The following is a 25497-nucleotide window of genomic DNA, read 5'->3' as shown; positions in this document are numbered from 1 at the left end:
CGCCGACGCGATCCGCGAGGGCGCGCCGCCACCGGCAGCGTCACGCGCCGGGTCCCCGTCGTCCGCACACGCCGCGGCGACCCGGCTGACCCGTCCTCAGCCCGACGGCACACCCCCGCACCTCGACCGTGACGGGTCATCCGGGGGACCCCGCCGACGCGCTGCGCGCCGCCCACCGGGGCGCGCAGTACCTTCAGGAGGAACATCACCGGAGATATCGTCAGAAAACACCCTTGGTGGAGTCGCATGCCCCCCTCCGTCACACGCCGGGCGAGCCGACGGCGCCTCGCCGGCACCGTGAGCGTGCTGCTGGCCCTCGGCGTGGTCCTCACCGGCCTGGTCCAGGCGGCGCCGTCCACCGCCCCGCAGCCCCTCGACCCGCGCATCACGGCGGTCATGCGGAAGCCGGACTACCGTCACGCCCAGTGGGGCCTCTTCCAGCAGAACCCGGTCAGCGGCGAGGTGACGCAGTCCCGCTACGCCGACCAGTTCTTCGTCCCCGGTTCGACGGCCAAGCTGTTCAGCGTCAGCGGCACCTGGCACACCCTGGGCGGCGACCACCGCTTCGTCACTCCGGTGCACGCCGTCGGGAAGCGGCGGGGCAGCACCCTCAAGGGCAATCTGGACCTGGTCGCGCAGGGTGACCTGACGCTCGGCGGCCGCACCCGCAAGGACGGCACCGTCGCCTACACCACCATCGACCACACCTACGCCGACGACGTCCCGGGGGCCACCCTCACCCCGGAGGACCCGCTGGCCGGTATCGACCAGCTGGCCCGGCAGGTTCGTGCCTCGGGCATCCGGCAGGTCGACGGCGACGTGATCATCGACGCGCGGCTGTTCCGTCCGGACCCGGTGCTCGACCCGACGCCCACCCCGCTGATCGTCAACGACAACGTCATCGATCTGCTGACCACTCCCGGCGCCCGGGCGGGCACCCCGGCCGGGCTGGACTGGCGCCCGAAGGTCGCGCCCTTCCACGTCACCTCCGCCGTGCGCACCGTCGCGCCGGGCCGGCCCACCGGCATCGACGTGACCAGCTCCCCCGACGGCACCCGCATCCGGCTGTCCGGCACCATCGCGGCCGGATCCGCGCCCGTCCTGCGGGTGTCCGACATCAAGGACCCGAACGCCTTCGGCCGGACGGCCATGATCGAGGCGCTGCAGCGCGCCGGCGTCAGGGTCCGGGCGAAGGCCGTGGGCCCCAACCCCGCCGCCCGGTTGCCGCACTCCTACCAGGGCGCGCCCACGGTGGCCCGGTACACCTCCCCGCCCTACGCCCAATACGCCAAGCTGATCCTCAAGGTGAGCCACAATCTCGGGGCGAACCTCGGGATGTGCCTGATGGCGACGACCGCGAAGAGCACCGACTGCGAGGACGGGTTCCCCGTGCTCGCCGCGTTCCTGGACCGTGCGCACGTGGACCGCAAGGCCGTACAGCTCGCCGACGGCCGGGGCGGGAACCCGGTCGACCGCACCACACCGCGCGCCCTGGCCCAGATCCTGACGTACTGGCAGCGCACCCCCGAGGCGGCACGCTTCCGCACCGCGCTGCCGATCCTGGGCGTCGACGGGCTGCTGGCGGACTCCTGCCGGCACTGCCCCTCGCGCGGCAAGGTCTTCGCCAAGACGGGCACCGTCGCGGGCGGTGACACGCTCAACGACCGGCTGGCGGTGGGGGCCGAAACCGCGGCCGGCTATCTGGAGACCCGTAAGGGCCACTTCGACGTGTTCTTCGACGGGGTCAACGGCGCCTCGACCCCCGACGCCGACATCAATGGCGTCCTGACCATCGGCGACGACGTGGCCGACATCGCCGCCTACCTCCAGCAGCAGTCCTCCGGCGGGCACTGAAACCCGGAGACGGGCCGGGGGTTCTCGAGGAGTTCTCGACCTCCTCGCGCCGGCGGCGAGCCTCCCCCGCGGACCGGTCGGCGCGACCTGATTTAATTGGCATCTTGGATACCACTTCTGTAGAGTGCGAGCGTGCGACTGACCAAGAGCACCGACATCGCCCTCCGCGTCGCCATGCGCCTGGCGGTGCTCGGCGACCAGGACGACGCGCCCACCACCCGCGAGGTGGCGAGCGCCGTCGAGGTGCCGTACACCCACGCCGCCAAGGTGGTCAGCAAGCTGCAGCGCCTGGGCGCGATCGAGGCCCGGCGCGGCCGCGGCGGCGGACTGACCCTCACGACCGCGGGCCGTACGGGCTCCCTGGGCCGGCTGGTCCGCGAACTGGAGGGGGTCGACGATGTCGTGGGCTGCGAGGACGACCCGCCCTGCCCACTGCGCGGTGGCTGCCGGCTGCGCGGCGCGCTGCGCGCGGCACAGGAAGCGTTCTACGCCGCACTCGATCCGCTCTCGATCGCCGATCTCATCGAGAGCCCGACCGGCCCGATCCTCCTCAGCCTGACCCCCCACCCCGGGACCTGAGCCCACCACCGGCCTCACCCGCGCCGCACACCCCACGTACCACACACCACCCCCTCGATCCCCACGGCCATAAATACGCATCTCAGATGCAAGTTTCACCCCTCCCCGCCCTCCCCCTCTCCCTTCCTCCCCTCCCCTCGAGAACCAGGAGCAGTTGATGCTGTCGACCGAGTCCGCCAGGACCATCACCGCCACCCTCCCCGCCGTACGGGGTGCCCTCGGCGAGATCACGGCGCTCTTCTACGAGAAGCTCTTCGCCGCCCACCCCCAGCTGCTGCGCGACCTCTTCAACCGCGGCAACCAGGCCAACGGCAGTCAGCGGCAGGCCCTCGCGGGATCGATCGCCGCCTTCGCGGGCCATCTCGTCGCACACCCGGACGGCCGGCCGGACGCCGTGCTGGCGCGGATCGCGCACAAGCACGCCTCGCTCGGCGTGCGCGCGGACCAGTACCCGATCGTGCGGGAGCATCTCTTCGCGGCCATCGCCGAGGTGCTCGGCGACGCGGTGACGGACGAGGTGGTGCGGGCCTGGGACGAGGTGTACTGGCTGATGGCCCATGCCCTTATCGCCCTGGAAAAGCGGCTCACCGACGAGGCCGGCGGCCGGGACGGCGGTGCGTGGCGGCCCTATCGAGTCGCCGGCCGCATCCAGGAGACGGCGGAGGTCACGACCTTCCTCCTGCGGCCGGCCGACGGCGCCCCCGTCCCGCCGTCGCGCCCCGGCCAGTACGTCTCCGTGCAGGTCCAACTCCCCGACGGCGCACGGCAGATACGCCAGTACAGCCTGTCCGGACAGCTGGACGGCGGACTGCAGATCTCCGTGAAGCGGGTGGCCGCCGGCAGCCGGACCGGGGAGCCGTCCCACGACCCCGCGGGCGAGGTCTCCGGCCATCTGCACGCACACGTCCACGACGGGGAAATCCTCTACGTGAGCCCGCCGTTCGGCGAGGTGGTGCTCTCCGAGGGCGGCGCGGGCCCGCTGCTCTTCGCCTCGGCGGGCATCGGCTGCACCCCGATGATCGGCATGCTCGCGCATCTCGCCGCCGCCGGCTCCCGGCGCCGGATCATCACCGCCCACGCCGACCGGTCGCCGGCCGCCCACCCGTTCCGCACGGATCTGCGCCGGCTCACCGACAAGCTCTCCGACGCGACGGCGGAACTCTGGTACGAGGAGGGAGCCGGCGACGAGGGCCCGAACGGGGCGGTGAGCGTGCACACCGGCCTGATGGATCTGACCCGGCTCGCCATCCCCTGCGGGACCACCGCGTACCTCTGCGGGCCGGTGCCGTTCATGAAGGCGGTACGCACCCAACTACTGGCCTCGGGGCTGCCCGCCGAGCGGATCCACTACGAGGTCTTCGGCCCGGATCTCGGCCTGTAGGCACACCCCGCCCGATGTCCGTTGCCGAGGGCCGGAGCACACCGCATGATGCCGTCATGGCTGCCACCTCACCGTCCGCGTCTCGCACCGTCGTCCCCCTCGCGCGCTACACCCAGCAGGAGTTGAACGAGATCCTCGGGGAGGTGGCGGACCCGTAGGGGCCGGTGCGGCTGCGGTCGCTGCCCATGTGAGCGGCACAGAGATGTTCGAACCGCCGTGTCGGCGCGGGAGTCCTACGGGAGTTCGCATCCGTCCTTCGTCCGCGTGGAGCCTTCGGCGCGTCGTTTGGACAGCCCACGCGCCTCCGACACCGTGAGAGGGTGCGCCCTCTCTTTCTTCGTCTCGTCACAGCGACCGCCGTCCTCCTGGCCACCAGCGGCTGCGTCTCCCTGCCGGCCGGTGGCTCCGTACACGGGCCCGGTCCCGCACCGGGCGGCCGTACGGTCGCTCCGGCCCGGCCCTCACCGGTGGTCGTTCCCAGCAAGGGGTCCTCGCGGGAGCGGCTGGTGGACGTGGCCTCCGCACGGCACAAGCCCGGACGCCGGCCGAAAGTGCACAAGAAGAAGGCGCACGAGAAGGACGCCGCGCGAGAACAGGCCGCGGCGGTCAACGGGGAGGAGCGGAGCGGGAGTCGGGCCGTCGCGGACCCGCCGCGCGTCGTGCCGCCCGGGGAGCGTGTCCAGCCCCCGGTGCGCAGGTGGTCACGGCAGCGGCACGCCGGGGGTGAGCGGCGGCGGGCGGATCCCGGATCGGGGCGGCACGGGTCGTCGGTCGACCCGGGGGTGATGTGCCGGATGGCGTCCGGCCGGGTCCGCCCGGACCTGGTGCAGCTGTGCCGCAGTGCGTACGGACGCTGAGGCCGGCCGGCGGCCCGGTCCCGCGCCCCGGCCGTCGGCGCCCGGGTGTCAGCCCAGGCTGATCTCCGTGCCCACCGACCGCTCCCGGGCGGCCGCGACCACCAGCGCCGCGGCCGCGGCGTCCTGCACGGCGACGCCGACGGACTTGTAGAGGGTGATCTGGTCCGGCGAGGTGCGGCCCGCCGCGCCGCCGGTGAGGAGTTCGCCCAGCTCGGCGTGTACGTGTTCCTCCGTGATGAGGCCTGCGCGCAGCGGCTCCAGCAGGTCGTTGCTGCCCGCGGGGAACGGGGCCAGGGCCGCCTGCCGCGATTCCACGCACACCAGTGCCTCCGCGATCGTGGCATCGTCGATCTCGCGGCCTTCCGGGTTGAAGCCCACCGACGTCACATGGACGCCCGGAGTGAGCAAGGGACGGCGGATCACCGGGTCGACGGCATGGGTCGTCGCGGCGGCGATGTCCGCGCCGTCGAGCGCCTCGGCGTAACCCGCGCACGCCGTGACGGGGAGCCCGAGTTCGGCCGAGAGTGTCCCGGCCAGCGCGGCCGCCTTCGCGCGGTCCCGGCCCGCGACACGGATCTGCCCGATCGGGCGGACCCGGCACATGGCGGCGGCGTGCGCCCGGGCCTGTGCGCCGGTGCCCAGGATCGCCAGCACCGAGGCGTCGTCACGGGCCAGCAGACGGGCCGAGAGCGCCGACCCCGCGGCGGTACGGGCCGCGGTGATCGCCGTTCCGTCCAGCAGCGCGATGGGCTCCCCGGTGTGCGGATCGAAGGCGACGATCAGCGCCTGATGGGTCGGCAGGCCGGTGCCGCCGTTGTGCGGGAAGACGGAGACCAGCTTGGTCATGAGGGTGTCGGCCGACGGCACATGGCCCGGCATCGCGGCCAGGAAGCCGTCCCGTTCGGCCACCCGCACGGCCACCCGGTCCGGGGCCGCGGCGCGCCCCGCGCTGAGGTCCGTCATGGCCGACGCCAGGGCGTCGATCAGCGCATCGATGTCGATCAGCGCCTCGACCTGCGCACGTCCGAGAACCAGCATGCGTCGCATCCTCCCGCTCACCGCGTACCGGCCGGCGTCCCACCGGGCCGGGTTGCCGACCGTAACCCGCGGCCGGGGACGGTTGACAAGTGCGGGGAGGTGAGGGGCGAGGGGTGGCGGGTGCGCGCCCCCTCGGGCGGCTGTGACGTCGTGTGAGGCCGCCGCGGGCAGCCACGGTTCCGACTGCGCCGGGTCACCGTTCGCGACCCTGCGCAACCCTCTCACCAATGCCCGATCTGGGGTAAATTCTCTTTATGCCGCTTTTATGCGAGCCGGGTGCCCGGCAGGCCGAGAGGCCGGAAGCCGGACGACGGGCACGGACCCCGCACACGGAGTCGCGGGCGGTTCGGACGCCGATGAATTCTGGGCCCCTGCCGCACGGCTCGTGAGGACAGTGCCCCGAGCGTCCCTTCCCGAGCCCCGTGGGCTCAACAGGAGGTGTAGTTCCATGCGAGCACAGCAGGTGAGGCGCTCCTTCGCGGTCGCCGCGGCCGGCGCGGTGCTGGCCGGCGCAGCGGCCATGGGGACCGCGGGCATGGCCACTGCCGCGGCTCCCGCCGCGCCGGCCACCACGTCCACGGTCGGCCAGGCCCTGCACTCCAAGTGCGTCTGGCACGCCGGTTACTGGACCAAGGTGTGGCACCCGGGGCACTGGGAGTACAGGTGGCACGGGGGCTGGTACGACGGTCACCACCACTGGCACAAGGGGTACTGGAGCAAGTACTGGCACCCCGGCTACTGGGTGAAGACCTGGCACAAGGGCTACTACTCCTGCAGGCACTGAGCCCGCCGGGCACGGCGAGGCACGGTGCGGCTCCCTGACCGGGGGCCGCACCGTGCCTTCCGCCGCTCCCCCGGGCCGTCGTGGGTGAACGAGCGGGCGAATCCGTATACCCCGAAGGGACGACGCATTGCGCGCGCAGGATCGGGCACGCGAGGACAGCGAGGCGCCGTCGCAGGACGGGTGAGGCAATCAGCGGTTCCGGCGCCTCGCCGCATTGCCTTGTGGACCGCGTTCCCCGCGGAGAAAGGGAGGGAATCCATGGACTGGCGCCATGACGCCGTGTGCCGTGAGGAGGACCCGGAGCTGTTCTTTCCGGTCGGCAACACCGGCCCCGCGCTGTTGCAGATCGAGGAGGCCAAGGCCGTCTGCCGCCGCTGCCCGGTGATGGGGCAGTGCCTGCAGTGGGCGCTGGAGTCCCGTCAGGAGTCGGGGGTCTGCGGCGGGATGAGCGAGGACGAACGGCGGGCCATGCGCCGTCGGGCCGCACGCAACCGGGCGCGCAGTGCCGCCGTGTGACGTGTCCCCGGCTGCCGGGTCCGGTACCGCGAGGCGGCACCCCGGCCCCACCGTCCCGAACCGCCGGCGGCGGTGGCGGAGCACGATCCGCCACCGCCCCGCCGTCGTGCCCGCACAGGGTGGGTTTACCGCGCCCGTGGGCCAGGTGACGGGCGCGGCGCGAGGGATACCCGGATTGCCGGCCCGGCGCCGGTAGCCTGCCGTCACCCCCGGACACCGACCCGGCGCATGCGGCGGCGGGCTCCCGGGGCACGGTTCCGGAAGGACGTCGCCATGACCACCGAGGGCCACCCCGGCGCGCTGCGCGTCCTCGTGCTCGGCGCCGCGCTGCGCACCGGATCGACCAATGCCCGGCTGGCTTCGCTGGTGGCGCGGATGATGACCGAGGCCGGCGCCGACGTCGACCTGGCCGCGATGCGGGATTTCGACATGCCGCTGTACGACGGTGACGCGGAGGCCGCGGACGGCGTGCCGGCCGGCGCGCTCGCGCTGCGCGACCGGCTCGAGCGGTCCGACGCCTTCGTTCTCGCCTCCCCCGAGTACAACGCCTCCGTTTCCGGTGTGGTGAAGAACGCGATCGACTGGGTCTCCCGCATCCGGCCACAGCCGTTCAAGACCAAGCACGCGCTGCTGCTCTCCGCCTCCCCGTCCCTGGTCGGCGGCAACCGGGGGCTGTGGGCGCTGCGGGTGCCGCTGGAACACCTCGGTACCCGGGTCTACCCGGACATGTTCAGCCTCGCCGGGGCGCACCAGGGCTTCACCGAGGACGGGCAGCTGACCGACCCCGCGCTCCAGCGGCGCCTGCAGGAGACGGTCACGGCGTTCCTCCACCTCGTCGAGGCCGACGCCCGCTATGTCTGTCTGCAGCGCCGCTGGTACGAGTTCCTCGGCGATCGCACCGGGGCCCCGGTGACCCAGCGGGCGGAGGACTGAGCAGCCCGCCCTGAGCGCGGCGGTGTGTGCTCCGCCTGCGTACGCCCCGCCCCGTGACGGGACGTACGCAGGCGGCCGTCAGCGGTCCGCGGCCGCGTCGGAATCCGCGGCGGCGGCCGCGCTCGCGGCGTCGTCCACCAGCTTCTGCATCTCCGCGGCGTCGGTGGGTGACGGTGCCGCGGAGGACGGGGCGGCGGACGACGGGGTCGCGGCGGGAGCGTTGCCCTCGGTCCGTACCCCGTTGCCGCATCCGGCGACGAGCAGTCCGCACACCAGGGTGGTCACCACGAGCACCGCGCACTGTCCGATGCGGGTCACGAGGAGGCCGCGTTGTGCTGGGTACGGCACCAGGAGGCGACCTTGGCGAGGTCCTTCTGCCGCTGCTGGAGCGTGGGGATCAGGGACTTGCGGTGGGTGAGCTTGTGGCTGAGGAAGGTCTCGACCTCGTTGTGTCCGGCGGCCTTGGCCTTCGCCACCCGCTTCTCCAGGCGGGCGACGGAGCCGCGGACCCCGGCGTTGCCCTGGAGCCGGTGCAGTGCCTTGGTCAGCCGCTTGTCGATCTTGGGGGCGCGCTTGCAGAGCCCCCGCGACCCGTCGCCCGGGCCGTGCTTGGCGGACGCGGAGGGTGCCGGGGTGCTGCTGCTGTCCGCGGCGGCCGCGGTGCCCACGACGCCGAGCAGCGCGGTGCAGGCGGCCACCGAGGAGAGGGCGAGGTTGCGGGTGCGCATGAAGGGTCCTCCTCACAGGAAGGCGGGCACGGTGCCCGCATGTGCGGAGAAATTAGGGGTGTTCCTTGTGGAAACCTTGTGGCCGCTCCGCGGGGTCCGCCAGCCAGTCCCGGTGCGCGGGCAGCGCCGGGTGTCCGGGGAGACCGGGCCGCTCGGCGGGGAACGTCACCTGGAAGCGGGCTCCTTGGCCGCCGGGGCCGTCCAGGACCCGCAGCTCGGCCCGGTGCAGGGCGGCCTGCTGGGCGACCAGGGTGAGCCCGAGGCCGGAGCCGGGGCTGTCCGGGCGGCGGTGGAAGCGCCGGAAGACCTCCGCCCGCCGCTGCGGGGGCACGCCAGGGCCGCGGTCGTCGACGCCGAGGACGATGCGGGGCGCGGCGGCCTCGCCGGTGGTGCGCAGGGAGAGGGCGACATACCCTCCGGCGCCGGTGGACCGGCCGTGGACCAGCGCGTTGGTCAGCAGGTTGTCGAGCAGCGACCGCAGGCCGGGCCGCCATCCGTGGACCGTCAGCCCCGGGCTGCTGTCGACCACGACCTCGGCCGCGGGATGTCCGCGCCGCAGTCCGGCGGCCGCCTCGTCGGCGAGCTCGGCCAGGTCGATGGCCTCGAACGATTCCGCCTCCACCAGATCGCCCTGCGCCAGGGCGCGCAGCATCACCAACAGGCCCAGCAGCCGGGCGTGTTCGTGCCGCAGGTCGTGCACGGTCTCCGCCCGGTCGGCGGCGTCGAGATCCTGGAACGCCTCCAGGATGTCGAGGTTGGTCTGCATGCTCATCAGGGGCGTGCGCAGTTCGTGGGAGGCGGCGGCGGAGAACGAGCGGGCGGACGCCAGCGCCTCGACGGTGCGGGCCGCCTGTTCGTCGTAGCGGCTCAGAAACGTCTGGAGCGTGCGGGCGAGGTCGTCGACCTCGGTGATGCCGGTGGGGGCGTGCTCCAGCCGGGCGGCGCTGGTGTACGGATCCAGGCCGCCGGCCGTCTGTTGCAGCCGGCGCAGCGGCCGGGCCGCGCGGGCCGCGAGCAGCCAGCCGATGCCGCCGGCGAGCGGGGCGGCCAGCAGGGCCACCGTGAGCACCCTGCGGCGTACCAGCCCGAGTTGCGCCTCGCGCGCCGTGTCCGGGGAGAACAGCCACAGCATCCCGCTCGCCCCGGGGCCGCCGCCGTTCACGGGTACGGCGAGCACCCGCCAGCTCTGGCCGTGCGACCGCACGGTGGCCGGGCGGGTGCGCTCCCCGGGCAGCGGCACCGAACCGGCGGGCTGCGGGCCGTCCCGCAGGGTGCCGCCGGGGCCGGTGAGCCGCACCCCGACGTCCAGGGCGGCGGTGAACAGCTTGCGCTGGCGGGCCTGTTCGGCGCGCGGGCGGTCGTGCGAGGTGGCGCGCAGCAGTCCGCGGGCCGCCACCGCCACGCTCTGCGCCCGTGCGGTGAGCCGCTGGTCGGCCTGGGCGCGCAGGTCCTTGCCCACCAGGGTCACCAGGACCCAGCCGGACGCCACCACCAGCAGCGGCACCACGGTCCCGGCCACCAGCGCGATCCGGGTGGACAGCCTCATCGCGCCGCCCCGCTCTCGTCGTCCCGCAGGACGAACCCCACGCCGCGCACCGTGTGCACGATCCGGCTGCGGCCGCCCGCCTCCAGCTTGCGGCGCAGATAGCTGACGAAGGTGTCCACGGCGTCGGTGCGGACCTCGAAGTCGTAGCCCCAGACGCGCTCCAGCAGCTGGTCACGGGTCAGCACCTGCCCGGCGTTGCGGGCCAGGACCTCCAGCAGGGAGAACTCCCGCCGGGTCAGGGTCAGCTCCCGGTCGTCGAGGCGCGCGCGGTGTGCCGCCGTGTCGAGGGCCAGGCCGCCGACGTGCACGGTGTCGGTGTCGGCGGGCGGCCGGCGGCGCAGCAGCGCGTGCAGGCGCAGCACCAGCTCGTCCAGGGCGAACGGCTTGACGAGGTAGTCGTCGCCGCCGGCCTGGAGCCCGGCGACCCGGTCGGCGACCTCGTCGAGCGCGGACAGCATCAGGACCGGTATGTCGTTGCCGCTCTCCCGCAGCCGCCGGCACACGGTGATGCCGTCGAGGTCCGGCATCGAGATGTCGAGGACCATGACGTCCGGGGGTGACTGCGCCAGCCGCTCCAGCGCGGCCCTGCCGCCCTCCGCCAGTCCGACGGTGAAGCCGTTCAGCCGCAGCCCGCGGCCCAGCGAGCGGCGGATCGCGGCGTCATCGTCCACCAGCAGGACCCGTCCGGTACCGCTTTGTCCGTACATGCACCCCTCCGTGGTGACGGCAGCCTGCCGAAAGCATGCGGCATGGTCTCGGCGGCGCCACGACCGCGGTCGTGGAAGGCGGACGGGGTGGGAGGGGATTGTTCCGGGATGCCGGGCGTTCGGCGGAATTTTCCCTGAAGATGCCTTTGCGGGGCCTTCGTCCGGGGTGCGTCGGCGGGAGCGGTGGGCGGGAGGGACGGGCTGCGGGACAACCGGGCCGCCGGTCGCCCTACAGCAGGTGCTCGATCCTGATCGGCAGTTCCCGGGCCCGGTATCCGGTCGCGTGGAAGACGGCGTTGGCGATGGCCGCCGCGGCACCGACCATGCCGACCTCGCCGAGCCCCTTGACGCCCAGCGGGTTGACCACCTCGTCCGGCACCTCCACGAACTCGACGTCGACATCGGGGGCGTCGGCATTGACCGGCAGCAGGTACTCCCCCAGGCCGGCGTTCGCCCAGCGGCCGTCGCGGGGGTCGACGACCGTGCCCTCCAGCAGCGCCTGGCCGATGCCCCACAGCATCCCGCCCATGGCCTGGCTGCGGGCCGTCTTGGCGTTGAGGACCCGGCCGGGGGCGAAGGCGCCGACCATCCGGCGCACCCGCACCAGCCCGAGGTCCCGGTCGACGGCGACCTCGGCGAACTGGGCGCCGAAGGTGGCGAGCCCGTAGGGGGTGTCGGGGGCGGGCGGGCTCCAGCTGCCGAGCGCGTCCATGTCGGTCATGAAATGACGCTCCATCAGCTGGCGGTAGGTCTCGCCGGCTCCGGGGTCGCCCCGCAGCTCCATCCGTCCCTGCCGGACGGCGACGGTCGCGGGGTCGGCCCCGTGCAGCGGGGAGGCGGGGTCGGCGACGGCCTGCTCGATCAGCTGGTCGCGCAGGGTGGTGACCGCGGTCTGCACCGCGGCGCTGATCATGCCGGCGCCCGCCGAGCCGACCGTGGCCGCGACGTTCGGCAGATCGGTGTCGCCGTACTCGAAGCGGACCCGGTCCACGGCGACGCCGAGGCCGTCCGCGGCGACCTGGGTCATCACGGTGGCCACTCCGGTACCGAACTCCTGGGTCCCGGCCTGCACGACGGCCCGGCCGTCGGCGCAGAGACGGGCCCGGGCGCGCTGCGGCTGCAGGGGGAAGAACACCGGGTATCCGGCGGTGGCCATGCCCTTGCCGATCAGCCAGTTGCCGTCCCGTTCGGAGCGGGGCGCGGGGTCGCGGGACTGCCAGTCGAAGCGGGCCGCGCCGCGGCGGTAGCACTCCGCCGCGCCGTCGCTCGACCAGGGGCGGCCGGTCTGCGGGTCGGCCTCGGCGTGGTTGCGCAGCCGCAGTTGCACCGGGTCGACGCCGATGCGGTGGGCCAGTTCGTCCATGGTGCATTCGAGGGCGAACATCCCCGTGGTCTCACCGGGGCCGCGGGTGAAGGTGGGCGTCATGGTGTTGCTGCGGATCAGTCGGTAGACGCCCTCGTAGTGGGGGCAGTCGTATGCCTGCGCGGCCATGCCGAGCGAGGGCTCCGCCCAGTCGTCGAACGGCGAGGTCAGCGAGAGCTTGTGGTGGCGCAGCGCGGTGAGCCGGCCGTCGTCCGTCGCCCCCAGTTCGATGCGCTGTTCCTGCTCCTCGCGGTGGCCGCAGGAGGTGGACATCTGCTCGCGGGTGAGCGCCAGTTTGACCGGGCGCCGCACCCAGCGTGCGGCCATCGCCGCCAGGGTCACATGCGGCCAGATCATGGCCTTGCAGCCGAATCCGCCGCCGACGAACGAGGCCCGCACCCGCACCTGCGACGGGGAGATGCCCAGCAGCGCCGCGACGGTGTTCTGGCTGGCCGCGATGCCCTGGGTGGCGTCGTAGAGGGTGAGCCGGTCACCGTCCCAGACCGCCGTGGTGGCCGAGGGTTCGATGGGGTGGTGATGGTTCGCGGCGAAGGAGTAGGTGGCGTCCAGGTGGTGGGCCGCCGCCGCGAAGCCGGCCTCGACGTCCCCGCGCACGCTGCGGGCGGGGAGAAACCCCGCGAAGATCGCCTCGGGTTCGTAGGCCTGGTCCCGGCCCTCGTCCAGGGTGGTGACGGAGGCGCCGCGCGCGTAGTCGACGTGGACCTGCCGGGCCGCGAACTGGGCGCGTTCGTGGGAGTCGGCGATCACCATGGCCACGGGCTGACCGAAGTAGTGCACGACGTCGTCCTGCATCGGGAAGAAGCTCTCCCCGGGGGCCGCGTGGCCGGCCAGGGACGGCAGCAGACGCGGCGGCGCGGCGACCCGCGGCAGGTTGCGGTGCGTCAGCACGGCGAGCACCCCGTCGGCGTCCTGTGCCGCGCGCGTGTCGATGCCGGTGATCCGCCCCTGGGCCGTACGGGCGCCGACGAGGGCCGCGTAGGCGGTGCCGGGGAAGGTGAACTCCGCCGCGTAGCGGCCGCGTCCGGTGACTTTGGCGGGGCCGTCGACCCGGTCCAGGGGCCGGCCGACGGCTTCGAGAGTGCTGCCCGTGGTCATGCCGGCTCGCCCCGCGGGCTGGTGGCGGTCCGCAGCGCGCGCACGACGGTGCGGCGGGCGAGTTCGGCCTTGAAGGCGTTCATCGGGCGGGTGACGGCGGGTGCCAGCTCCGCGGCCGCGGCCCGCACGAAGGTGTCCTCGTCGGCGGGCTGCCCCAGGAGCGTCTCCTCGGCCCGGTGCGCCCGCCACGGCTTGGTCGCGACCCCGCCCAGCGCCAGCCGGACCCCGCGGATCCTCCCCTCCGCCACGTCCAGCGCCACCGCCGCCGAGGCGAGGGCGAACTCGTAGGACTCGCGGTCACGCACCTTGAGGTAGAGCGAGCCGCGCGCCATGGGGAGCTCCGGGACCTCGATCGCGGTGATCAGCTCGCCCGGGGTGAGGGGGTGTTCCCGTTCGGGGGTGTCCTCCGGGAGCAGGAAGAAGTCGTCAACGGGGAGGGCGCGGGCTCCTCGGACGCCCTCCACGTGCACGACGGCGTCGAGTGCGACGAGTGCCACCGCCATGTCGGAGGGGTGGGTGGCGATGCAGTGCTCGCTGGTCCCGAGGATCGCGTGACCGCGGTGGACGCCCTCCAGCGCCGAACAGCCGCTACCGGGAACGCGTTTGTTGCAGGCGGATTCGGCGTCGCGGTAGTAGGAGCACCGCACCCGCTGCATCAGATTTCCGCCCATGGACGCCATGTTCCGCAGTTGGGCCGAGGCTCCCAGGAGCAGCGACTGGGCCAGCATCGGGTACCGCTCCACGACACCCGGCGCCTGGGCCACCTCGCTCATGCGGGCCAGCGCCCCGATGACCAGTCCCCCGTCGGGGCGGTCCTCGATGTCGGCCAGCGGGAGCCGGTTGATGTCCACCAGCCGGTTCGGGCGCAGCACGTCCAGCCGGATCAGATCGACCTCCGTGGTGCCGCCCGCGAGGAAGGAGCTGCCGGGGTCGTTCGTCACCGCGGCGACCGCGCCGGGGACGTCGGTGGCACGGGTGTAGCTGAGGGCACGCACGTCACTGTCCTGCCTTCCGGTCCCGCATCTCGCGTATGGCGGAGCGGATATGGGGATAGGCGGCGCACCGGCAGATGTTGCCGCTCATCCACTCGGCGATCTCACGGTCGGTCTCGGCATGCCCCTCCTCCAGCAGCGCGACGGCGGACATGATCTGGCCGGGGGTGCAGTAGCCGCATTGCAGGGCGTCGTGTGCGAGGAACGCGCGCTGCATCGGGTGCAGCTCGTCGCCCTCGGCGAGCCCTTCGATGGTGGTGACCTCGCGGCCCTCGCAGGTGACGGCCAGGGTCAGGCAGGCCAGCACTCTGCGCCCGTCGACCCATACCGTGCACGCTCCGCAGGTGCCCTGGTCACAGCCCTTTTTGGTACCGGTCAGCGCCATGTGTTCACGCAGCGCGTCCAGCAGACTCACCCGTGGTTCCAGGGACAGGGCGCGCGGGACGCCGTTGACGACGAGGTCCATCCGCACGCCGTCGGGCCCGCGGGTCTCCACGGCGGAGGGCTGGGCGACGGATACGGACGCGCCTTTGTCTGCCACGACACTCACCTCGGAGTCGATGCCGTACGTCGAGCGTCCGTCCGGTCGCCGGAGCACGCAACCGGGCGGGGCGGCGGTCAGGACGGGGACGCGGCCGTCCGCACGGGGACGCGAGGGCCCCGGAGGGCTCGCACCGCGTCCCGTGCGGGATAATGCGGGGCATGCGGATCTCAGCCAGGGCGGACTATGCCGTGCGTGCCGCGCTGGAACTCGCCGCCGCCCGGGAGGCGGGCCCGCTCAAGGCGGAGGCCCTCGCACACGCCCAGGACATTCCGCACAAGTTCCTCGAAGGCATCCTGAACGACATGCGCCGGGGCGGGCTGGTGCACAGTCGGCGCGGCGGCAACGGCGGCTACCGGCTGGCCAGGCCCGCGGAGGCGATCAGCATCGCCGATGTGATCCGTGTCGTGGACGGGCCGCTGGTCTCGGTCCGCGGCGTGCGTCCGCCGGAGCTGTCCTACTCCGGTCCCGCCGAGTCCCTGCTGCCGTTGTGGATCGCCCTGCGGGCCAATGTCCGGGAGATCCTCGACGGGGTGTCGCTGGCCGATGTCGCCTCGGCCGGGCTCCCGGCGGAGGTGTCCGCGCTGACGGAGGACCCGGCCTCCTGGGCCAACCCGTAAGGGCACCCCCGCCCGGCCGGCTTCCCCTGTGCGTTGATCTCGTATCCCAAGACCGCCTTGTCCATGCTGTGAACGGTCCTTGCTCCGCGCGCAGTCGGCGCCGCATTCTTGCCTCTCCGCTATTCCTATCAATCCAGTGGGAAAACCAGGGAAGAGGGGACGGGTGTGCCCACGGCACGGTTTCCGTCTCTCCGGCCGGTGGCGCGGCCGCCGGCGCCGCGCCCGACACACCCGACAGGACGGTGCACCGCGCCATGCCGAAGAAGTCCGCAGCACGGCCCGGTCCCGCGCCGTCCGCCCCGGGCGCCGGCGAAGCGCTCCGGCCGCGGCTGACCCGTGAGGTCGCGGACGACCTGGCGGTGGACGCCCTGCCGCGCGACCGGGCGGGCAAACCGCCGTTCGACGAGGCCGCGCGGCTGCGCGAGGCGGGGCTGCCCGCGCTGCTGACCCCGCCCGGGCCGGACGGCCGGGGCACCGACTGGCGCACCGCCTGCGCGGCCCTCCGGGAGATCGCGGCGGCGGACAGCTCCATCGGCGAACTGCTGGGCCGGCACTACGCGCTGTCGTGGAGTCCCCGCTTCTTCGCCACCCCGGAACGGGCCGACGAGCTGGAGCGCCGGGCGGTGGCCGAGCGGTGGCTGTGGGGCGGGAGCACCGACCTCCCGGGCGCCGAGCCGGCCACGGGGCCCGGCCTCACGCTCACACCGGCCGGCGGCGGATACCTCCTCGACGGGCACGCCGCCCTCGCCGCGGGGGTGCAGGTCTCCGACCGGCTGGTGCTCGGCGGGGTGGACACCGCCACCGGCGACTGGCTGATGGTGTGTCTCGACCCGGAGCGCCCCGGGGTGAGCGCCGACGCCGCGCACGACCGTCTCGGCCAGCGGCTGACGGGAGCCGGCAGTCTCACCTTCGACGGCGTCCCGGTCCCCGTGGACGAGGTGCTCGGCACCGTCCCCCGCGACGAGCACGCCGTCTCCCCGTTCGCCACGCTCGCCCCGCTGGCGCTCCGGCTCGCCCTGGCCCACGTCACGCTGGGCACCGCCGAAGGCGCGCTGGCCGAGGCGCGGGACGCCGACCGCGCCGCACCGGGCCGACGGCCGGGGGCGCCACCGGACGAGGGTGCCTGCCCGGACCGCGCCGACGGGGATCCCTATCTCCTGCTCGCGTACGGGGAGCTGGTGACGGCGGCTCATACCGCGGCCGTGGTGGTGGAGTCGGCCACCGAGGCACTGGCGCGGGGGCTGGCGGCCGGGCGCGGGTTCGGGGTCGAGGAACGGGCCGACATCGCGGTGCGGGTGGCCGCGGCGGAGGCCGTCACCGGCCGCTCGGCGATGCGGATCACCACACGCGTCCTGGAACTCACCGGGGGCGCCGCCGACCCCCTGGGCCTCGACCGGTTCTGGCGCAACGCCCGCGTCCTCACGGCGCGGACCACCCCCGCGCACCGGCTCCGGGACATCGGCGACCACTATCTGAACGGCACGCACCCGCCGTTGACCCTGCGCGCCTGACGGGGCGCGTCGCGCGGTGAGGGGTCAAATCGCCGGGCCGTCGGCGCAGCTTCGAACGGATCGGCACCGGGGGCTGCTACATCTCGTGTGTGCCTCCCCGAGCGGGGAAGCCCGTCGGTCCTGTGAGGTGGCGCCTTGTCAGAAAGCAGCAGTGCTCCGGTACACCGGCCACGCAGACGGGAGGAGCCCCTCCAGCGGCTGCTGTTCGGCGGGGTGTACGGCTCGGTGCTCGCCAGCGCCCTGGCGGCGGCCCTGGACCACGAGGGCCGGCCGGCGGACCCCGGGTATGACGCGCTGTGGGTGACGCTGGCGGCGATCGCGTCGGCCGCGGCCCACGGTTACGCGCACTCCATCGCGCACCGCACCGAGGAGGACACCCAGGTCACCGCGAGCGCGGTGCGCTCCATGCTCACCGAATGGCCGCTGGTGGTCGCGGTGCTGCCGACGGTGGCCGCCCTGCTCGGCTCCTACGCGCTCTGGTGGAGCGAGGAGAGCGCGGTCGAAGTCGCCCTGGGCGTCAACATGGTGGCGCTGTTCGGCTGGGGCGTGTGGGCGGCCCGGGTGGCGCAGCGGGGGTGGCCGGCGTCTCTGCGCGTCGGTGGTGTGGACGTGCTGATCGGCTTGTTCATCGTGATCGCGAACGTGGTGAGCAAGTAGCCGGACGGCGGCGGGCCCGGGCCGGATCGCGGCCCTTCGGGGCATGCGCCGCCCCCGGGTCAGTGCGGCGCCTTCACCGCCAGCCAGTCGGCGATGGCCCGGGCGATGGGCTGGTCGGTCTCCAGCTGGACGAAGCCGAACTGCCCGCCCTGGTTGCACTCCAGGAACCACCAGGCGCCTTCGGGGTCCTCGGCGAAGTCGAATGCCCCGTAGGCGAGTTGGGCGATGTCCAGGTAGGAGAGCACCGCCCGGTGGATGGCGTCCGGGACCTCGGCTGGCTCCCAGGTGCCGTGGTGGGTGAAGCGGCTGTCCACCTCGTCGGGGTCGGCCTTCTTCCGGGCGGCGAAGAGCTGTTCGCCGACGCAGGTCAGCCGGATGTCGGCGGCCTTGGGGACATGCCGCTGGAGCAGGGTCGGGCCGGCCGCCACGCCGGAGAAGTCCGTGTCCGGGCTGATGCGGGTGGTGGGCAGCACCATCGGCGGGTCGCCGGGGTGCTTTCCGCTGACCGACTTCACCACGAGGTCCCGCTGGGCGGCGGCGAACTGGCGGGCGGCGGACGGGAAGGAGGTGAGCAGGGTGGGGGGTACGAGGAAGCCGCTGCGGTGGGCGACGTGGAGCTGCCAGGGCTTGTAGCGGGCCTGTGCGGCCGCGGTGGGGTGGTTCATCCAGCGTGCCCGGGTGCAGCTGAGCATGCCGTACAGCGCCTGTTCGGCCTCGGCCGTGATCCAGGCGGACTGTTCGGCCGAGCGCGCTCCGGGGGCGCCGGGCCGGCGGACCCACACCGAGCGCAGGCTGTCCAGGCTCACCATGCGCTCGCCCGACTTCAGGTAGCCGTGGAAGTCGTGGTCGGTGTACTCGGCCGACAGGGAGACGCGCCCGGGGAGGTCGGCGGGGTCGAGACGGACGAGCGGCACCCCGAGGTCGTGCAGCGTCGCGACCACGATGTCCGCGGTCAGGTCTTCCTCACAGGTGAGGACCAGGACGGTCATCGGTGCTCAGTCGTCGAAGTGGGTCTTGGAACCGGCGGTGGAGGCGGTGGTGCCGGTGGCCAGCAGCACGGCGCGGCTGCAGGTGGCCGGGCGTCCGTCCGGCAGGACGTTGAGTTGCCGCGTGGCGTCGTAGCTGTAGGGGGTGCTGGTCGGCGACTTCACCGCCGGCCGGGCGTAACTCAACGCAAACGGTCGCATGCCATCTCCTTCAAAAAACGGTTTCCGAGCCTTAGCCACGGGGCAGAGGTGGAAGGCCCCGCCTTATGACTCTGCACGGAAGACGCGACAATCTGGCCGTTTAGTTGCTTCTTTTGCTCGTTTCCAGCGTTCCCCTTGACTGAAAAGCGGCGAACGCGTACTCACTGTCCTCCCTTTGTGTCGCCGTGTAGGCGCCGGGCCCCGTGCACGCCGGAAAGCCCCGCCAGGACAGGCGGGGCTGACGGTTCGTCAGTGAACGGTGAGCCTACTCCGGAGGCACCCCGCCGACCGCGTCCCGCACGGGTGTGCCGTCCAGAAGGGCGGCGACGAGGTCCACGGTCAACCGGTGCCAGTGGCGGGCGCCCCGGAGCATGGTGTGTCCGCCGCGCGGCATGGCGACCGTGTGGACGCGGGCCCCGGACCGCCGGGCACGGTCGGCGAAGTGCCAGGAGGCCTCCGCGTCGGTGATCCGGTCGCGCACGTCGTGCAGCAGCACCAGCGTCCGCTCCCGCAGATGGGTGACGGGCTCCCCCGGCGGGCACCAGGGAGCGAGTGCGACCACGCCCCGCACCGCGGGGTGCCCGCCGGTGCGCAGGGCGGCCCGGCCGCCCATGGAGTGGCCGACGAGCACCACCGGCGCGTCCGGGACCCGCGCGACCAGTTCGTCCAGCGCGGCGCGCGCGTCCCGGGCGGCATCGGCCCGCGGGCCGTTCCACCCCCGGTAGCGGTAGCGCACGGAGGCCAGCAGCACCTCCCGGCCGCGCGGGGTGCGGGAGATCGCGGAGCCGAACGGCCGCATCCGCAGCGCGGGGAGGTCGAGCCGGGTGGGCGGGGTGCGGTCGTCGGGCCGCCCTCCGTGCAGCAACAGCACGGCCGCCTGCGCGGTGTCCGGGCCGTGGTGCACCACCAGCGGCCGGTGCGGCCGCCCGTGGTCGGGCTCCGGGGGCCGGGTCGTGCCTGTCGTCATGGGCGGGGGGCCTCCGGGTCGGGGTGGCGGCGCGGTGGCAGGGGGAGGAATCCGCTGGTGCGGGCCGTGTAGGCGGCGTATCCGGGACGGTCGGCGAGCTGCTTCTCCAGCAGTCGCTTGCCGCTGCCGAGGGTCAGCAGGAAGGACATCACCAGCGGCGAGACGACGCTGACGGCCGCCGCCTGCCAGGTGCCGCAGGCCAGTCCGAACAGCCCCCACCAGACGAGGAAGTCGCCGAAGTAATTGGGGTGCCGGGTCCAGCTCCACAGGCCGCGGTCCATGACCCTGCCCCGGTGGGCCGGGTCGGACTTGAACCGGGCGAGCTGATGGTCCCCCACGCTCTCGAAGACGAAGCCGGCGGCCCACAGCAGTCCGGCGGCGACGGCCCCGGGCCCCAGCGGCACCGGAACGTACTGGGCCACCTGCACCGGGAGGGACACCAGCCACACCAAGGCGGCCTGGAGCAGATAGACCATGCGCAGGGCGTAGGCGTCGCGGCTGCCGGGGGCCCTGGCGAGCATCCGCTCGTAGCGCGGGTCCTCGCCGTGCCCGCGGCCGCGGCGGGCGATGTGGGCGGCCAGCCGCAGCCCCCACACCACCGTCAGGACGGTGACCACGAGCCGCCGGCCGTCGTCGCCGTGGCCGGCCGACAGCACCCAGCCGACCAGGGCCACCACCGCGAAGGCCACGCCCCAGGCGATGTCCACCAGCCGGTGCAGCCCCCTGGCGCGGGCGGCGGCGAAGGTGACCAGCAGCACCGTGAGGGCGGCCCCGGCCGACGCCGCGGCGCCCACGGCGAGGGCCGCCCAGGGCAGTCCGGTCATCCCCGTCCTCCCGGCGCGTACCAGTCGAACGGCGTGGGCGGCATGGCGGCCTCTCCGTCCGGGGTGGGGCGTACCGCGAGGATCTGGTCGACGCCCATCCGGCGCTCGCGGAACGCCAGTCCGCTGCCGGCCATGTACAGCCGCCACACCCGGGCGGTCGGCTCCCCGGCCAGCGCCACGAACTCCGCCCAGCGGGTCTCCAGGGTGTGCTGCCAGGCGGCGATGGTCCGTACGTAGTGTTCCCGCAGCGACTCGACGGACCGCACCTCCAGCCCGGCGGACTCCAGCAGACCGACCGTCTCGCCGAGCGGGCGCATGTGCATGTCGGGGGCGATGTAGGACTCGATGAACGCGCCGCCGCCCCGGGCTCCGGCGCCGCGGGACATCTGCTGGACCAGCAGCCGTCCGCCGGGACGCAGCAGCGTGTGCAGGCGGGCGGCGAAGGCCGGGTACTGGGCGTCGCCGACGTGCTCGCCCATCTCGACGGCGCACACCGCGTCGTGGTGGGCCTCGGTGATGTCCCGGTAGTGCCTGCGCTGGACGTCGACCAGCTCGCCCAGCCCCTCCCGGGCGACCCGGGCGGCCACGTGGTCGTGCTGCTCCCGCGACAGGGTCACCGCGGTGACGTGGGCCTTGAACTCCCGTGCCGCGTACAGCGACAGGCTCCCCCAGCCACAGCCGATGTCCAGCAGCCGGGCACCGGGGAACAGCCCCAGCTTGCGGCAGATCAGCTCCAGTTTGTCGCGCTGCGCGTCGGCCGGCCCGTAGGACGGGTCGTCGGGGCGCCTCCAGTAGCCGCAGGAGTAGGCCATGGTCTCGTCCAGCAGCAGCGCGTACCAGTCGTTGGACAGGTCGTAGTGGTGGCTGATGGCGGCCCGGTCGCGGCCGGTGCTGTGGAGCGCGCCGCGCAGCCGGGCCTGCGGGGCGCCGGGGGCGGGCGGGCGCGGGCCCAGCGCCCCCAGGCGCAGGGCGGTGACGGCCAGCGCGGCCAGCTGCCGCGGGCCGGGAGCGGCCGGGGCCGGGCCGCCGTCACGTACCGCGCGCCACACTCCGCTCAGCGCGTCCGCGAGGTCGCCCTCCACCTCCAGCTCTCCGGCGATGTAGGCCTGGGCCAGGCCCAGTTCGCCCGGCTGCCACAGCAGTCGGCGCAGTGCGCGCCGGGTGCGCAGTACGACGACCGGCGCGTCCGGCGGCCCGGCCTCGCTGCCGTCCCAGGCGCGCAGCCGCACCGGCAGGCCGCCCGGGAAGTGGTCGTCGAGGAGTGCGGCGAGTCGGTGTGCGACGGGCGTCATCGGCGCTCTCCGTCCTGCGTCGGGGTCGCGGGGGTCAGGAGCAGCTGGCGGACGTCGAGGTAGCCGGCCCGGAATCCGGCTTCGGAGTAGGCGAGATAGAACTCCCACATCCGGCGGAAGACCGGGTCGAAGCCCAACGCGGCGACCTCGGCGGAGCGTGCGGTGAAGCGCTCGCGCCACAGCCGCAGCGTCTCGGCGTAGTGGCCGCCGTATCCGTCGCTCTCCCGCACCCGGAGACCGGCGGATGCCGCGCACCGGTCGATGGCCTCGGCGGAGGGGACGATGCCGCCGGGGAAGATGTACTTGTGGATCCAGGTGTAGGTGGTGCGGGTGGCGCGCATCCGCGCGTCCGGCATGGTGATGGCCTGGAGGGCGATCCGGCCGCCGGGTGCCACGAGGCGGGCCAGGGCCTCGAAGTAGACGGGCCAGTATTCCTCGCCGACCGCCTCGATCATCTCCACGCTCACCACGGCGTCGTAAACCCCGGTCACCTGCCGGTAGTCGCACAGCTCGACCGAGACCCGGTCCGCGTGGCCGGCCCGGGCGATCCGCTCGACGGCCAGCTCCCGCTGCTCCTGCGAGAGGGTCACGGAGACCACCCGGGCGCCGCGGGCGGCGGCGCGCAGGGCCAGTTCGCCCCAGCCGGTGCCGATCTCCAGCAGCCGGGTGCCCTCGCCGACACCGGCCAGGTCCAGCAGCCGGTCGATCTTGCGGTGCTGGGCGTCGGGCAGGTCGTCCCACGCGGCGGGACGCCTGCGGAAGACGGCGGAGGAGTAGGTCATGCTGCGGTCGAGGAAGAGCGCGAAGAGGCCGTTGGACAGGTCGTAGTGGCGGTGGATGTTCTGCCGTGCGCCGTCCAGGGTGTTGCGCTGCGCGCCGGGCCGGCGGCGCGTCCAGACGCCCCGGAGCGACTGCAGTGGGCGGGGCACCAGCGAGGTCAGCCGGGAGGCGAGCACGGTGAGCACGCCGACCAGGTCGTCGGCGTCCCACTCCCCCGCCATGTAGGACTCGCCGAAGCCGATCAGCCCGTCGGCACCGATCCGGCCGAAGAACGCCTCCGGGTCGTGCACCCGCAGCAGCGGGCCCTCGTCGCCGGTGACCGGCGCGTCACCGTAGAGCACTCTCAACGGCAGTGCGGCCAGGGCCCGTTGGACGATTCGGCGGGTCACTCCGGTGCGGAGGGCCGAGGCGCGTGGGCCGCGCGCCACGTCCGGCCAGGCTGCCGCGTCCGGCCGCGCCGGAGCCGTCGCGACAACGGGAGCCGGGGCGGCGGCACCGGTTGCGGTGCGGTCCGAGACGGAGGTGTTCACTTCATGCCCTCCTGAAGGCGGTGGCGGGTACGGGGCTGTACGGGGAGCCCGCGCAGGAACAGGCGGATGCCGTGCCGGCGGATCGCGGCCGAGACCGCGGCGGTCGACCAGGGGTGGCGCCGCGCCGTGGCCAGCAGCTGCCGGACGGTGGCGGGCCGCCGGGTGCCGCGTACGGTCGCGGTGAACGGCGTGCGCTGCCCGCGGCGCAGCTGGACGGTCAGATCGAGGCGGCCGGCGGGCTCGGGCAGGCGCATCCGGTAGGCGCCGTCGACGGGGAAGAACGGGGAGACATAGAACTCCTTGGCACTCTCCGCGCGGTCCTGTGCGTCGGTGCGCAGCAGATAGCAGTGGCGCTCGCCGTAGGTGTTGTGCACCTCGGCAACGACGCAGAGCTGGCGGCCGTGCCGGTCGTGACACCAGTACAGGGTCAGCGGATTGAAGACGTGGCCCAGGACGCGGGCGTGCGCGAGCATCAGCACCCGCCCGCCGTCGAGGTCCACGCCACGGCTCGTCAGGAACCGTTCCAGACCCGCACGGAGAGTCGGCGCGGTGCCGCCGAAGTGGTCGCGGGAATCGAACCGGGCCAGCGGGCGCAGGGCGGCCGGGAGCCGGGGCGGGTGGTCGAGGTCGATCAGCCAGAGGTAGGTGCGGTGGCGCAGGGAGTGGCGCACCGGGGCCGTACGGGTGTGGGAGACCACGCACTCGTAGAGCGCCGGAGTGCTCGCCCCGGTGTCGGGGACGGCCGGGGCGGCCGCGGGGGTGGTCACCAGCGCACCCCCAGGGCAGCGGCCGCCTGCACGCCGGAGCGGCAGCCGTCCTCGTGGAAGCCCCAGCCGTGGTAGGCACCGGCGAACGCGGTGACCGCCGTGTTCAGTTGTGGCAGCCGCTGCTGGGCGGCGAGCGACTCGGGGGTGTACTGGGGGTGGGCGTAGACCATGCGGGCCAGGATCCGGTCGGTGGGGACGCGGTCGCCGGCGTTGAGGGTGACGATGAAGTCCTCGGCGGCATCCAGCCGTTGCAGCCGGTTCATGTCGTAGCTGACCTGCACCTCGTCGGCGGGCGTGGTGCACGAGGCCATCAGGTAGTTCCACGAGGCGCGGGCCCCGCGGGCGCGGGGCAACAGCGAGGTGTCGCCGTGCAGCACGGTGGGGTTGCGTGAGTAGCGGAACGCGCCGAGGGTCTCCCGCTCGTCTTCGGTGGGCCGGGCGAGCATCCGCAACGCCTGGTCGGGGTGGGTGGCCAGCACCACCGCGTCATGGGCGTGCGTGGTGTCGTCCTCGGTGACGATCCGGGCCCCGTCGGGGGTGCGGTGGACGGCGCGGACCGGGGTGCCGGTGCGTACCGCGGTGAGCTGCTTGCCGACCCGGCTGACGTACTCCACCGAGCCGCCGGTCACCGTCCTCCACCGCGGGGAGCCGCCGACCGACAGCAGCCCGTGATGCTCCAGGAAGCGGAAGAGGTAGACGGCGGGGTAGCGCACGGCGGTGGTGGGGGCGCAGGACCACACCGCGGAGACCAGCGGCATCACGAAGTGGTGGACGAAGTAGCGCGAGAAGCGGTGCGCGGTGAGGAACCGGCCCAGGGTCAGGGTGTCGCCGGGGTCGAGGGCGAGCGTGCCGCGCGCCGCACGGTGGAAGGCCCGGATCTCGGTCAGCATCCGCAGATAGCGGCCCCGCAGGACGTTGCGCGGCTGGGCGAACACCCCGGCCGGGCCCCGCGCGCCGGCGTACTCCAGTCCGCAGCCCTCGCACCGCACCGACATGCTCATCTCGGAGTCCTGTGTGGCCACCCCGAGTTCGCGGAAGAGCCGCAGCAACAGCGGGTAGGTGCGCGCGTTGTGGACGATGAACCCGGTGTCGACGCGCACCGTCCGGCCGTCAGCCGTGGGCCGGTCGTGCGTGTGGGCGTGGCCGCCGAGCCGGTCCTCCGCCTCGTACAGCGTCACCTCGCACCCGCCTCGCTCCAGCACATGGGCCGCGGTGAGCCCCGCGACCCCGCCGCCCACCACCGCTATCCGTCGACGCTCCACAGCCGGCTGCCTCCTCCTGTCGGGGCGGGGCCGCTGCCTTGTCGCGGCGCCCTGCTCACCCGGGGATTCGGAGCCGGTGGCGGCGCGGATTGGTGGCGATGCGCACGATCTCGCGGGCGGTCGCGGGCGGTACGCGGGCAGCCCGGCCGGCCCCGCCGCGACGGA

General features: G+C 73.7%; 26 protein-coding genes. 10 read left to right on the top strand and 16 right to left on the bottom strand.

All coding sequences use genetic code 11. The features are described from left to right. Positions 1–246: 246 nt before the first annotated feature. The 4 genes from dacB to ACQP17_RS33190 all read left to right on the top strand — a co-directional run bounded on the left by dacB (position 247) and on the right by ACQP17_RS33190 (position 4671). Entirely contained in the window at positions 247–1854 is a 1608-nt protein-coding gene (gene dacB, locus ACQP17_RS33205) for a D-alanyl-D-alanine carboxypeptidase/D-alanyl-D-alanine endopeptidase (protein ID WP_433859629.1), read from the top strand. A 132-nt stretch (positions 1855–1986) separates the two neighbouring features. Beyond that, positions 1987–2433, top strand: coding sequence for an RrF2 family transcriptional regulator (locus ACQP17_RS33200; protein ID WP_433859628.1), 447 nt, complete (start codon positions 1987–1989; stop codon positions 2431–2433). Between the two features lie 157 nt (positions 2434–2590). Further along, positions 2591–3814, top strand: coding sequence for a globin domain-containing protein (locus ACQP17_RS33195; protein ID WP_433859627.1), 1224 nt, complete (start codon positions 2591–2593; stop codon positions 3812–3814). A 320-nt stretch (positions 3815–4134) separates the two neighbouring features. Further along, positions 4135–4671 carry a hypothetical protein gene (locus ACQP17_RS33190; protein ID WP_433859626.1) on the top strand — a complete coding sequence of 179 codons (537 nt, stop codon included), beginning with the start codon at positions 4135–4137 and terminating at the stop codon, positions 4669–4671. A gap of 48 nt (positions 4672–4719) precedes the next feature. Here ACQP17_RS33190 and ACQP17_RS33185 read toward each other — a convergent pair whose 3' ends face one another. Then, entirely contained in the window at positions 4720–5709 is a 990-nt protein-coding gene (locus ACQP17_RS33185; RefSeq protein ID WP_433859625.1) for an ornithine cyclodeaminase family protein, read from the bottom strand. Between the two features lie 448 nt (positions 5710–6157). Between ACQP17_RS33185 and ACQP17_RS33180 the strand changes: the two genes are divergently transcribed. The 3 genes from ACQP17_RS33180 (at position 6158) to ACQP17_RS33170 (ending at position 7942) form a co-directional block, all read left to right on the top strand. Beyond that, positions 6158–6493, top strand: a complete 336-nt coding sequence (locus ACQP17_RS33180; protein ID WP_433859624.1) for a hypothetical protein — start codon at positions 6158–6160, stop codon at positions 6491–6493. 258 nt (positions 6494–6751) lie between these two features. Further along, positions 6752–7009, top strand: a complete 258-nt coding sequence (locus tag ACQP17_RS33175; RefSeq protein ID WP_189098067.1) for a WhiB family transcriptional regulator — start codon at positions 6752–6754, stop codon at positions 7007–7009. A 273-nt stretch (positions 7010–7282) separates the two neighbouring features. Continuing rightward, the gene (locus tag ACQP17_RS33170) at positions 7283–7942 is read left to right on the top strand and encodes an NADPH-dependent FMN reductase (RefSeq protein WP_433859623.1); all 660 of its coding nucleotides are present in this window, start codon (positions 7283–7285) and stop codon (positions 7940–7942) included. A gap of 78 nt (positions 7943–8020) precedes the next feature. Here the strand turns inward: ACQP17_RS33170 and ACQP17_RS33165 are convergent, their stop codons facing one another. The 7 genes from ACQP17_RS33165 to ACQP17_RS33135 form a co-directional block, all read right to left on the bottom strand. Beyond that, on the bottom strand, positions 8021–8260 hold the full coding sequence (locus ACQP17_RS33165; RefSeq protein WP_433859622.1) for a hypothetical protein: 240 nt from the start codon (positions 8258–8260) through the stop codon (positions 8021–8023). Beyond that, complete coding sequence (locus ACQP17_RS33160) at positions 8257–8670, bottom strand: hypothetical protein (protein ID WP_433859621.1); 414 nt, start codon at positions 8668–8670, stop codon at positions 8257–8259. The genes ACQP17_RS33165 and ACQP17_RS33160 overlap by 4 nt, the downstream gene beginning before the upstream one ends. Positions 8671–8722: 52 nt before the next feature. Continuing rightward, positions 8723–10216 carry a sensor histidine kinase gene (locus ACQP17_RS33155; protein ID WP_433859620.1) on the bottom strand — a complete coding sequence of 498 codons (1494 nt, stop codon included), beginning with the start codon at positions 10214–10216 and terminating at the stop codon, positions 8723–8725. After that, positions 10213–10923: a response regulator transcription factor gene (locus ACQP17_RS33150; RefSeq protein ID WP_433859619.1), complete on the bottom strand. Its 711-nt coding sequence runs from the start codon at positions 10921–10923 to the stop codon at positions 10213–10215. Before ACQP17_RS33150 ends, ACQP17_RS33155 begins: the two co-directional genes overlap by 4 nt. 229 nt (positions 10924–11152) lie before the next feature. Beyond that, entirely contained in the window at positions 11153–13402 is a 2250-nt protein-coding gene (locus tag ACQP17_RS33145; protein WP_433859618.1) for a xanthine dehydrogenase family protein molybdopterin-binding subunit, read from the bottom strand. After that, positions 13399–14397 (bottom strand): FAD binding domain-containing protein, encoded by a 999-nt coding sequence (locus tag ACQP17_RS33140; RefSeq protein ID WP_433859617.1) that lies wholly within the window; start codon positions 14395–14397, stop codon positions 13399–13401. The genes ACQP17_RS33145 and ACQP17_RS33140 overlap by 4 nt, the downstream gene beginning before the upstream one ends. Position 14398: 1 nt before the next feature. Continuing rightward, complete coding sequence (locus ACQP17_RS33135) at positions 14399–14935, bottom strand: (2Fe-2S)-binding protein (RefSeq protein ID WP_433859616.1); 537 nt, start codon at positions 14933–14935, stop codon at positions 14399–14401. 161 nt (positions 14936–15096) lie between these two features. On the opposite strand from ACQP17_RS33135, the gene ACQP17_RS33130 reads away from it, so the two are divergent. From ACQP17_RS33130 to ACQP17_RS33120, 3 genes are all read left to right on the top strand, one after another. After that, a complete protein-coding gene (locus tag ACQP17_RS33130; protein ID WP_433859615.1) occupies positions 15097–15555 on the top strand; it encodes an RrF2 family transcriptional regulator in 459 nt (152 codons plus the stop codon). Between the two features lie 254 nt (positions 15556–15809). Beyond that, positions 15810–17066 (top strand): acyl-CoA dehydrogenase family protein, encoded by a 1257-nt coding sequence (locus tag ACQP17_RS33125; RefSeq protein WP_433859614.1) that lies wholly within the window; start codon positions 15810–15812, stop codon positions 17064–17066. A 135-nt stretch (positions 17067–17201) separates the two neighbouring features. Further along, complete coding sequence (locus tag ACQP17_RS33120; RefSeq protein ID WP_433859613.1) at positions 17202–17723, top strand: hypothetical protein; 522 nt, start codon at positions 17202–17204, stop codon at positions 17721–17723. A gap of 59 nt (positions 17724–17782) precedes the next feature. On the opposite strand, the gene tgmB is transcribed toward ACQP17_RS33120, so the two are convergent. The 8 genes from tgmB to ACQP17_RS33080 all read right to left on the bottom strand — a co-directional run bounded on the left by tgmB (position 17783) and on the right by ACQP17_RS33080 (position 25332). Beyond that, the gene (gene tgmB, locus ACQP17_RS33115) at positions 17783–18712 is read right to left on the bottom strand and encodes an ATP-grasp ribosomal peptide maturase (protein WP_433859612.1); all 930 of its coding nucleotides are present in this window, start codon (positions 18710–18712) and stop codon (positions 17783–17785) included. Between the two features lie 6 nt (positions 18713–18718). Continuing rightward, positions 18719–18910: a putative ATP-grasp-modified RiPP gene (tgmA, locus tag ACQP17_RS33110; RefSeq protein ID WP_364873945.1), complete on the bottom strand. Its 192-nt coding sequence runs from the start codon at positions 18908–18910 to the stop codon at positions 18719–18721. A gap of 265 nt (positions 18911–19175) precedes the next feature. Further along, positions 19176–19877, bottom strand: coding sequence for an alpha/beta hydrolase (locus ACQP17_RS33105; RefSeq protein ID WP_433859611.1), 702 nt, complete (start codon positions 19875–19877; stop codon positions 19176–19178). After that, positions 19874–20701 (bottom strand): DUF1295 domain-containing protein, encoded by an 828-nt coding sequence (locus ACQP17_RS33100; protein WP_433859610.1) that lies wholly within the window; start codon positions 20699–20701, stop codon positions 19874–19876. The genes ACQP17_RS33105 and ACQP17_RS33100 overlap by 4 nt, the downstream gene beginning before the upstream one ends. Then, positions 20698–21993 carry a class I SAM-dependent methyltransferase gene (locus ACQP17_RS33095; RefSeq protein ID WP_433859609.1) on the bottom strand — a complete coding sequence of 432 codons (1296 nt, stop codon included), beginning with the start codon at positions 21991–21993 and terminating at the stop codon, positions 20698–20700. Before ACQP17_RS33095 ends, ACQP17_RS33100 begins: the two co-directional genes overlap by 4 nt. Then, positions 21990–23303 (bottom strand): class I SAM-dependent methyltransferase, encoded by a 1314-nt coding sequence (locus ACQP17_RS33090; RefSeq protein WP_433859608.1) that lies wholly within the window; start codon positions 23301–23303, stop codon positions 21990–21992. Before ACQP17_RS33090 ends, ACQP17_RS33095 begins: the two co-directional genes overlap by 4 nt. After that, positions 23300–24070 (bottom strand): DUF1365 domain-containing protein, encoded by a 771-nt coding sequence (locus tag ACQP17_RS33085; protein ID WP_433859607.1) that lies wholly within the window; start codon positions 24068–24070, stop codon positions 23300–23302. The genes ACQP17_RS33090 and ACQP17_RS33085 overlap by 4 nt, the downstream gene beginning before the upstream one ends. Then, positions 24067–25332: an NAD(P)/FAD-dependent oxidoreductase gene (locus ACQP17_RS33080; RefSeq protein ID WP_433859606.1), complete on the bottom strand. Its 1266-nt coding sequence runs from the start codon at positions 25330–25332 to the stop codon at positions 24067–24069. The genes ACQP17_RS33085 and ACQP17_RS33080 overlap by 4 nt, the downstream gene beginning before the upstream one ends. Positions 25333–25497: the final 165 nt, after the last annotated feature.

Source organism: Streptomyces kronopolitis, assembly GCF_050953795.1.
Lineage (GTDB): Bacteria > Actinomycetota > Actinomycetes > Streptomycetales > Streptomycetaceae > Streptomyces > Streptomyces kronopolitis_A.
The sequence above is the reverse complement of the archived record's forward strand: the minus strand, read 5'-3'. Positions and strand labels throughout refer to the sequence as shown.

What these genes read in the sequence shown, in the direction of transcription:
- ACQP17_RS33175 (WP_189098067.1), top strand. Translation starts at nt 6,752, where the DNA reads ATGGACTGGCGCCATGACGCCGTGTGCCGTGAGGAGGACCCGGAGCTG.
- ACQP17_RS33180 (WP_433859624.1), top strand. Translation starts at nt 6,158, where the DNA reads ATGCGAGCACAGCAGGTGAGGCGCTCCTTCGCGGTCGCCGCGGCCGGC.
- ACQP17_RS33185 (WP_433859625.1), bottom strand. Translation starts at nt 5,709, where the DNA reads ATGCTGGTTCTCGGACGTGCGCAGGTCGAGGCGCTGATCGACATCGAT.
- ACQP17_RS33160 (WP_433859621.1), bottom strand. Translation starts at nt 8,670, where the DNA reads ATGCGCACCCGCAACCTCGCCCTCTCCTCGGTGGCCGCCTGCACCGCG.
- ACQP17_RS33150 (WP_433859619.1), bottom strand. Translation starts at nt 10,923, where the DNA reads ATGTACGGACAAAGCGGTACCGGACGGGTCCTGCTGGTGGACGATGAC.
- ACQP17_RS33100 (WP_433859610.1), bottom strand. Translation starts at nt 20,701, where the DNA reads ATGACCGGACTGCCCTGGGCGGCCCTCGCCGTGGGCGCCGCGGCGTCG.
- ACQP17_RS33125 (WP_433859614.1), top strand. Translation starts at nt 15,810, where the DNA reads ATGCCGAAGAAGTCCGCAGCACGGCCCGGTCCCGCGCCGTCCGCCCCG.
- ACQP17_RS33105 (WP_433859611.1), bottom strand. Translation starts at nt 19,877, where the DNA reads ATGACGACAGGCACGACCCGGCCCCCGGAGCCCGACCACGGGCGGCCG.
- tgmB (WP_433859612.1), bottom strand. Translation starts at nt 18,712, where the DNA reads ATGACCGTCCTGGTCCTCACCTGTGAGGAAGACCTGACCGCGGACATC.
- ACQP17_RS33095 (WP_433859609.1), bottom strand. Translation starts at nt 21,993, where the DNA reads ATGACGCCCGTCGCACACCGACTCGCCGCACTCCTCGACGACCACTTC.
- ACQP17_RS33170 (WP_433859623.1), top strand. Translation starts at nt 7,283, where the DNA reads ATGACCACCGAGGGCCACCCCGGCGCGCTGCGCGTCCTCGTGCTCGGC.
- ACQP17_RS33155 (WP_433859620.1), bottom strand. Translation starts at nt 10,216, where the DNA reads ATGAGGCTGTCCACCCGGATCGCGCTGGTGGCCGGGACCGTGGTGCCG.
- ACQP17_RS33130 (WP_433859615.1), top strand. Translation starts at nt 15,097, where the DNA reads ATGCGGATCTCAGCCAGGGCGGACTATGCCGTGCGTGCCGCGCTGGAA.
- dacB (WP_433859629.1), top strand. Translation starts at nt 247, where the DNA reads ATGCCCCCCTCCGTCACACGCCGGGCGAGCCGACGGCGCCTCGCCGGC.
- tgmA (WP_364873945.1), bottom strand. Translation starts at nt 18,910, where the DNA reads ATGCGACCGTTTGCGTTGAGTTACGCCCGGCCGGCGGTGAAGTCGCCG.
- ACQP17_RS33195 (WP_433859627.1), top strand. Translation starts at nt 2,591, where the DNA reads ATGCTGTCGACCGAGTCCGCCAGGACCATCACCGCCACCCTCCCCGCC.
- ACQP17_RS33145 (WP_433859618.1), bottom strand. Translation starts at nt 13,402, where the DNA reads ATGACCACGGGCAGCACTCTCGAAGCCGTCGGCCGGCCCCTGGACCGG.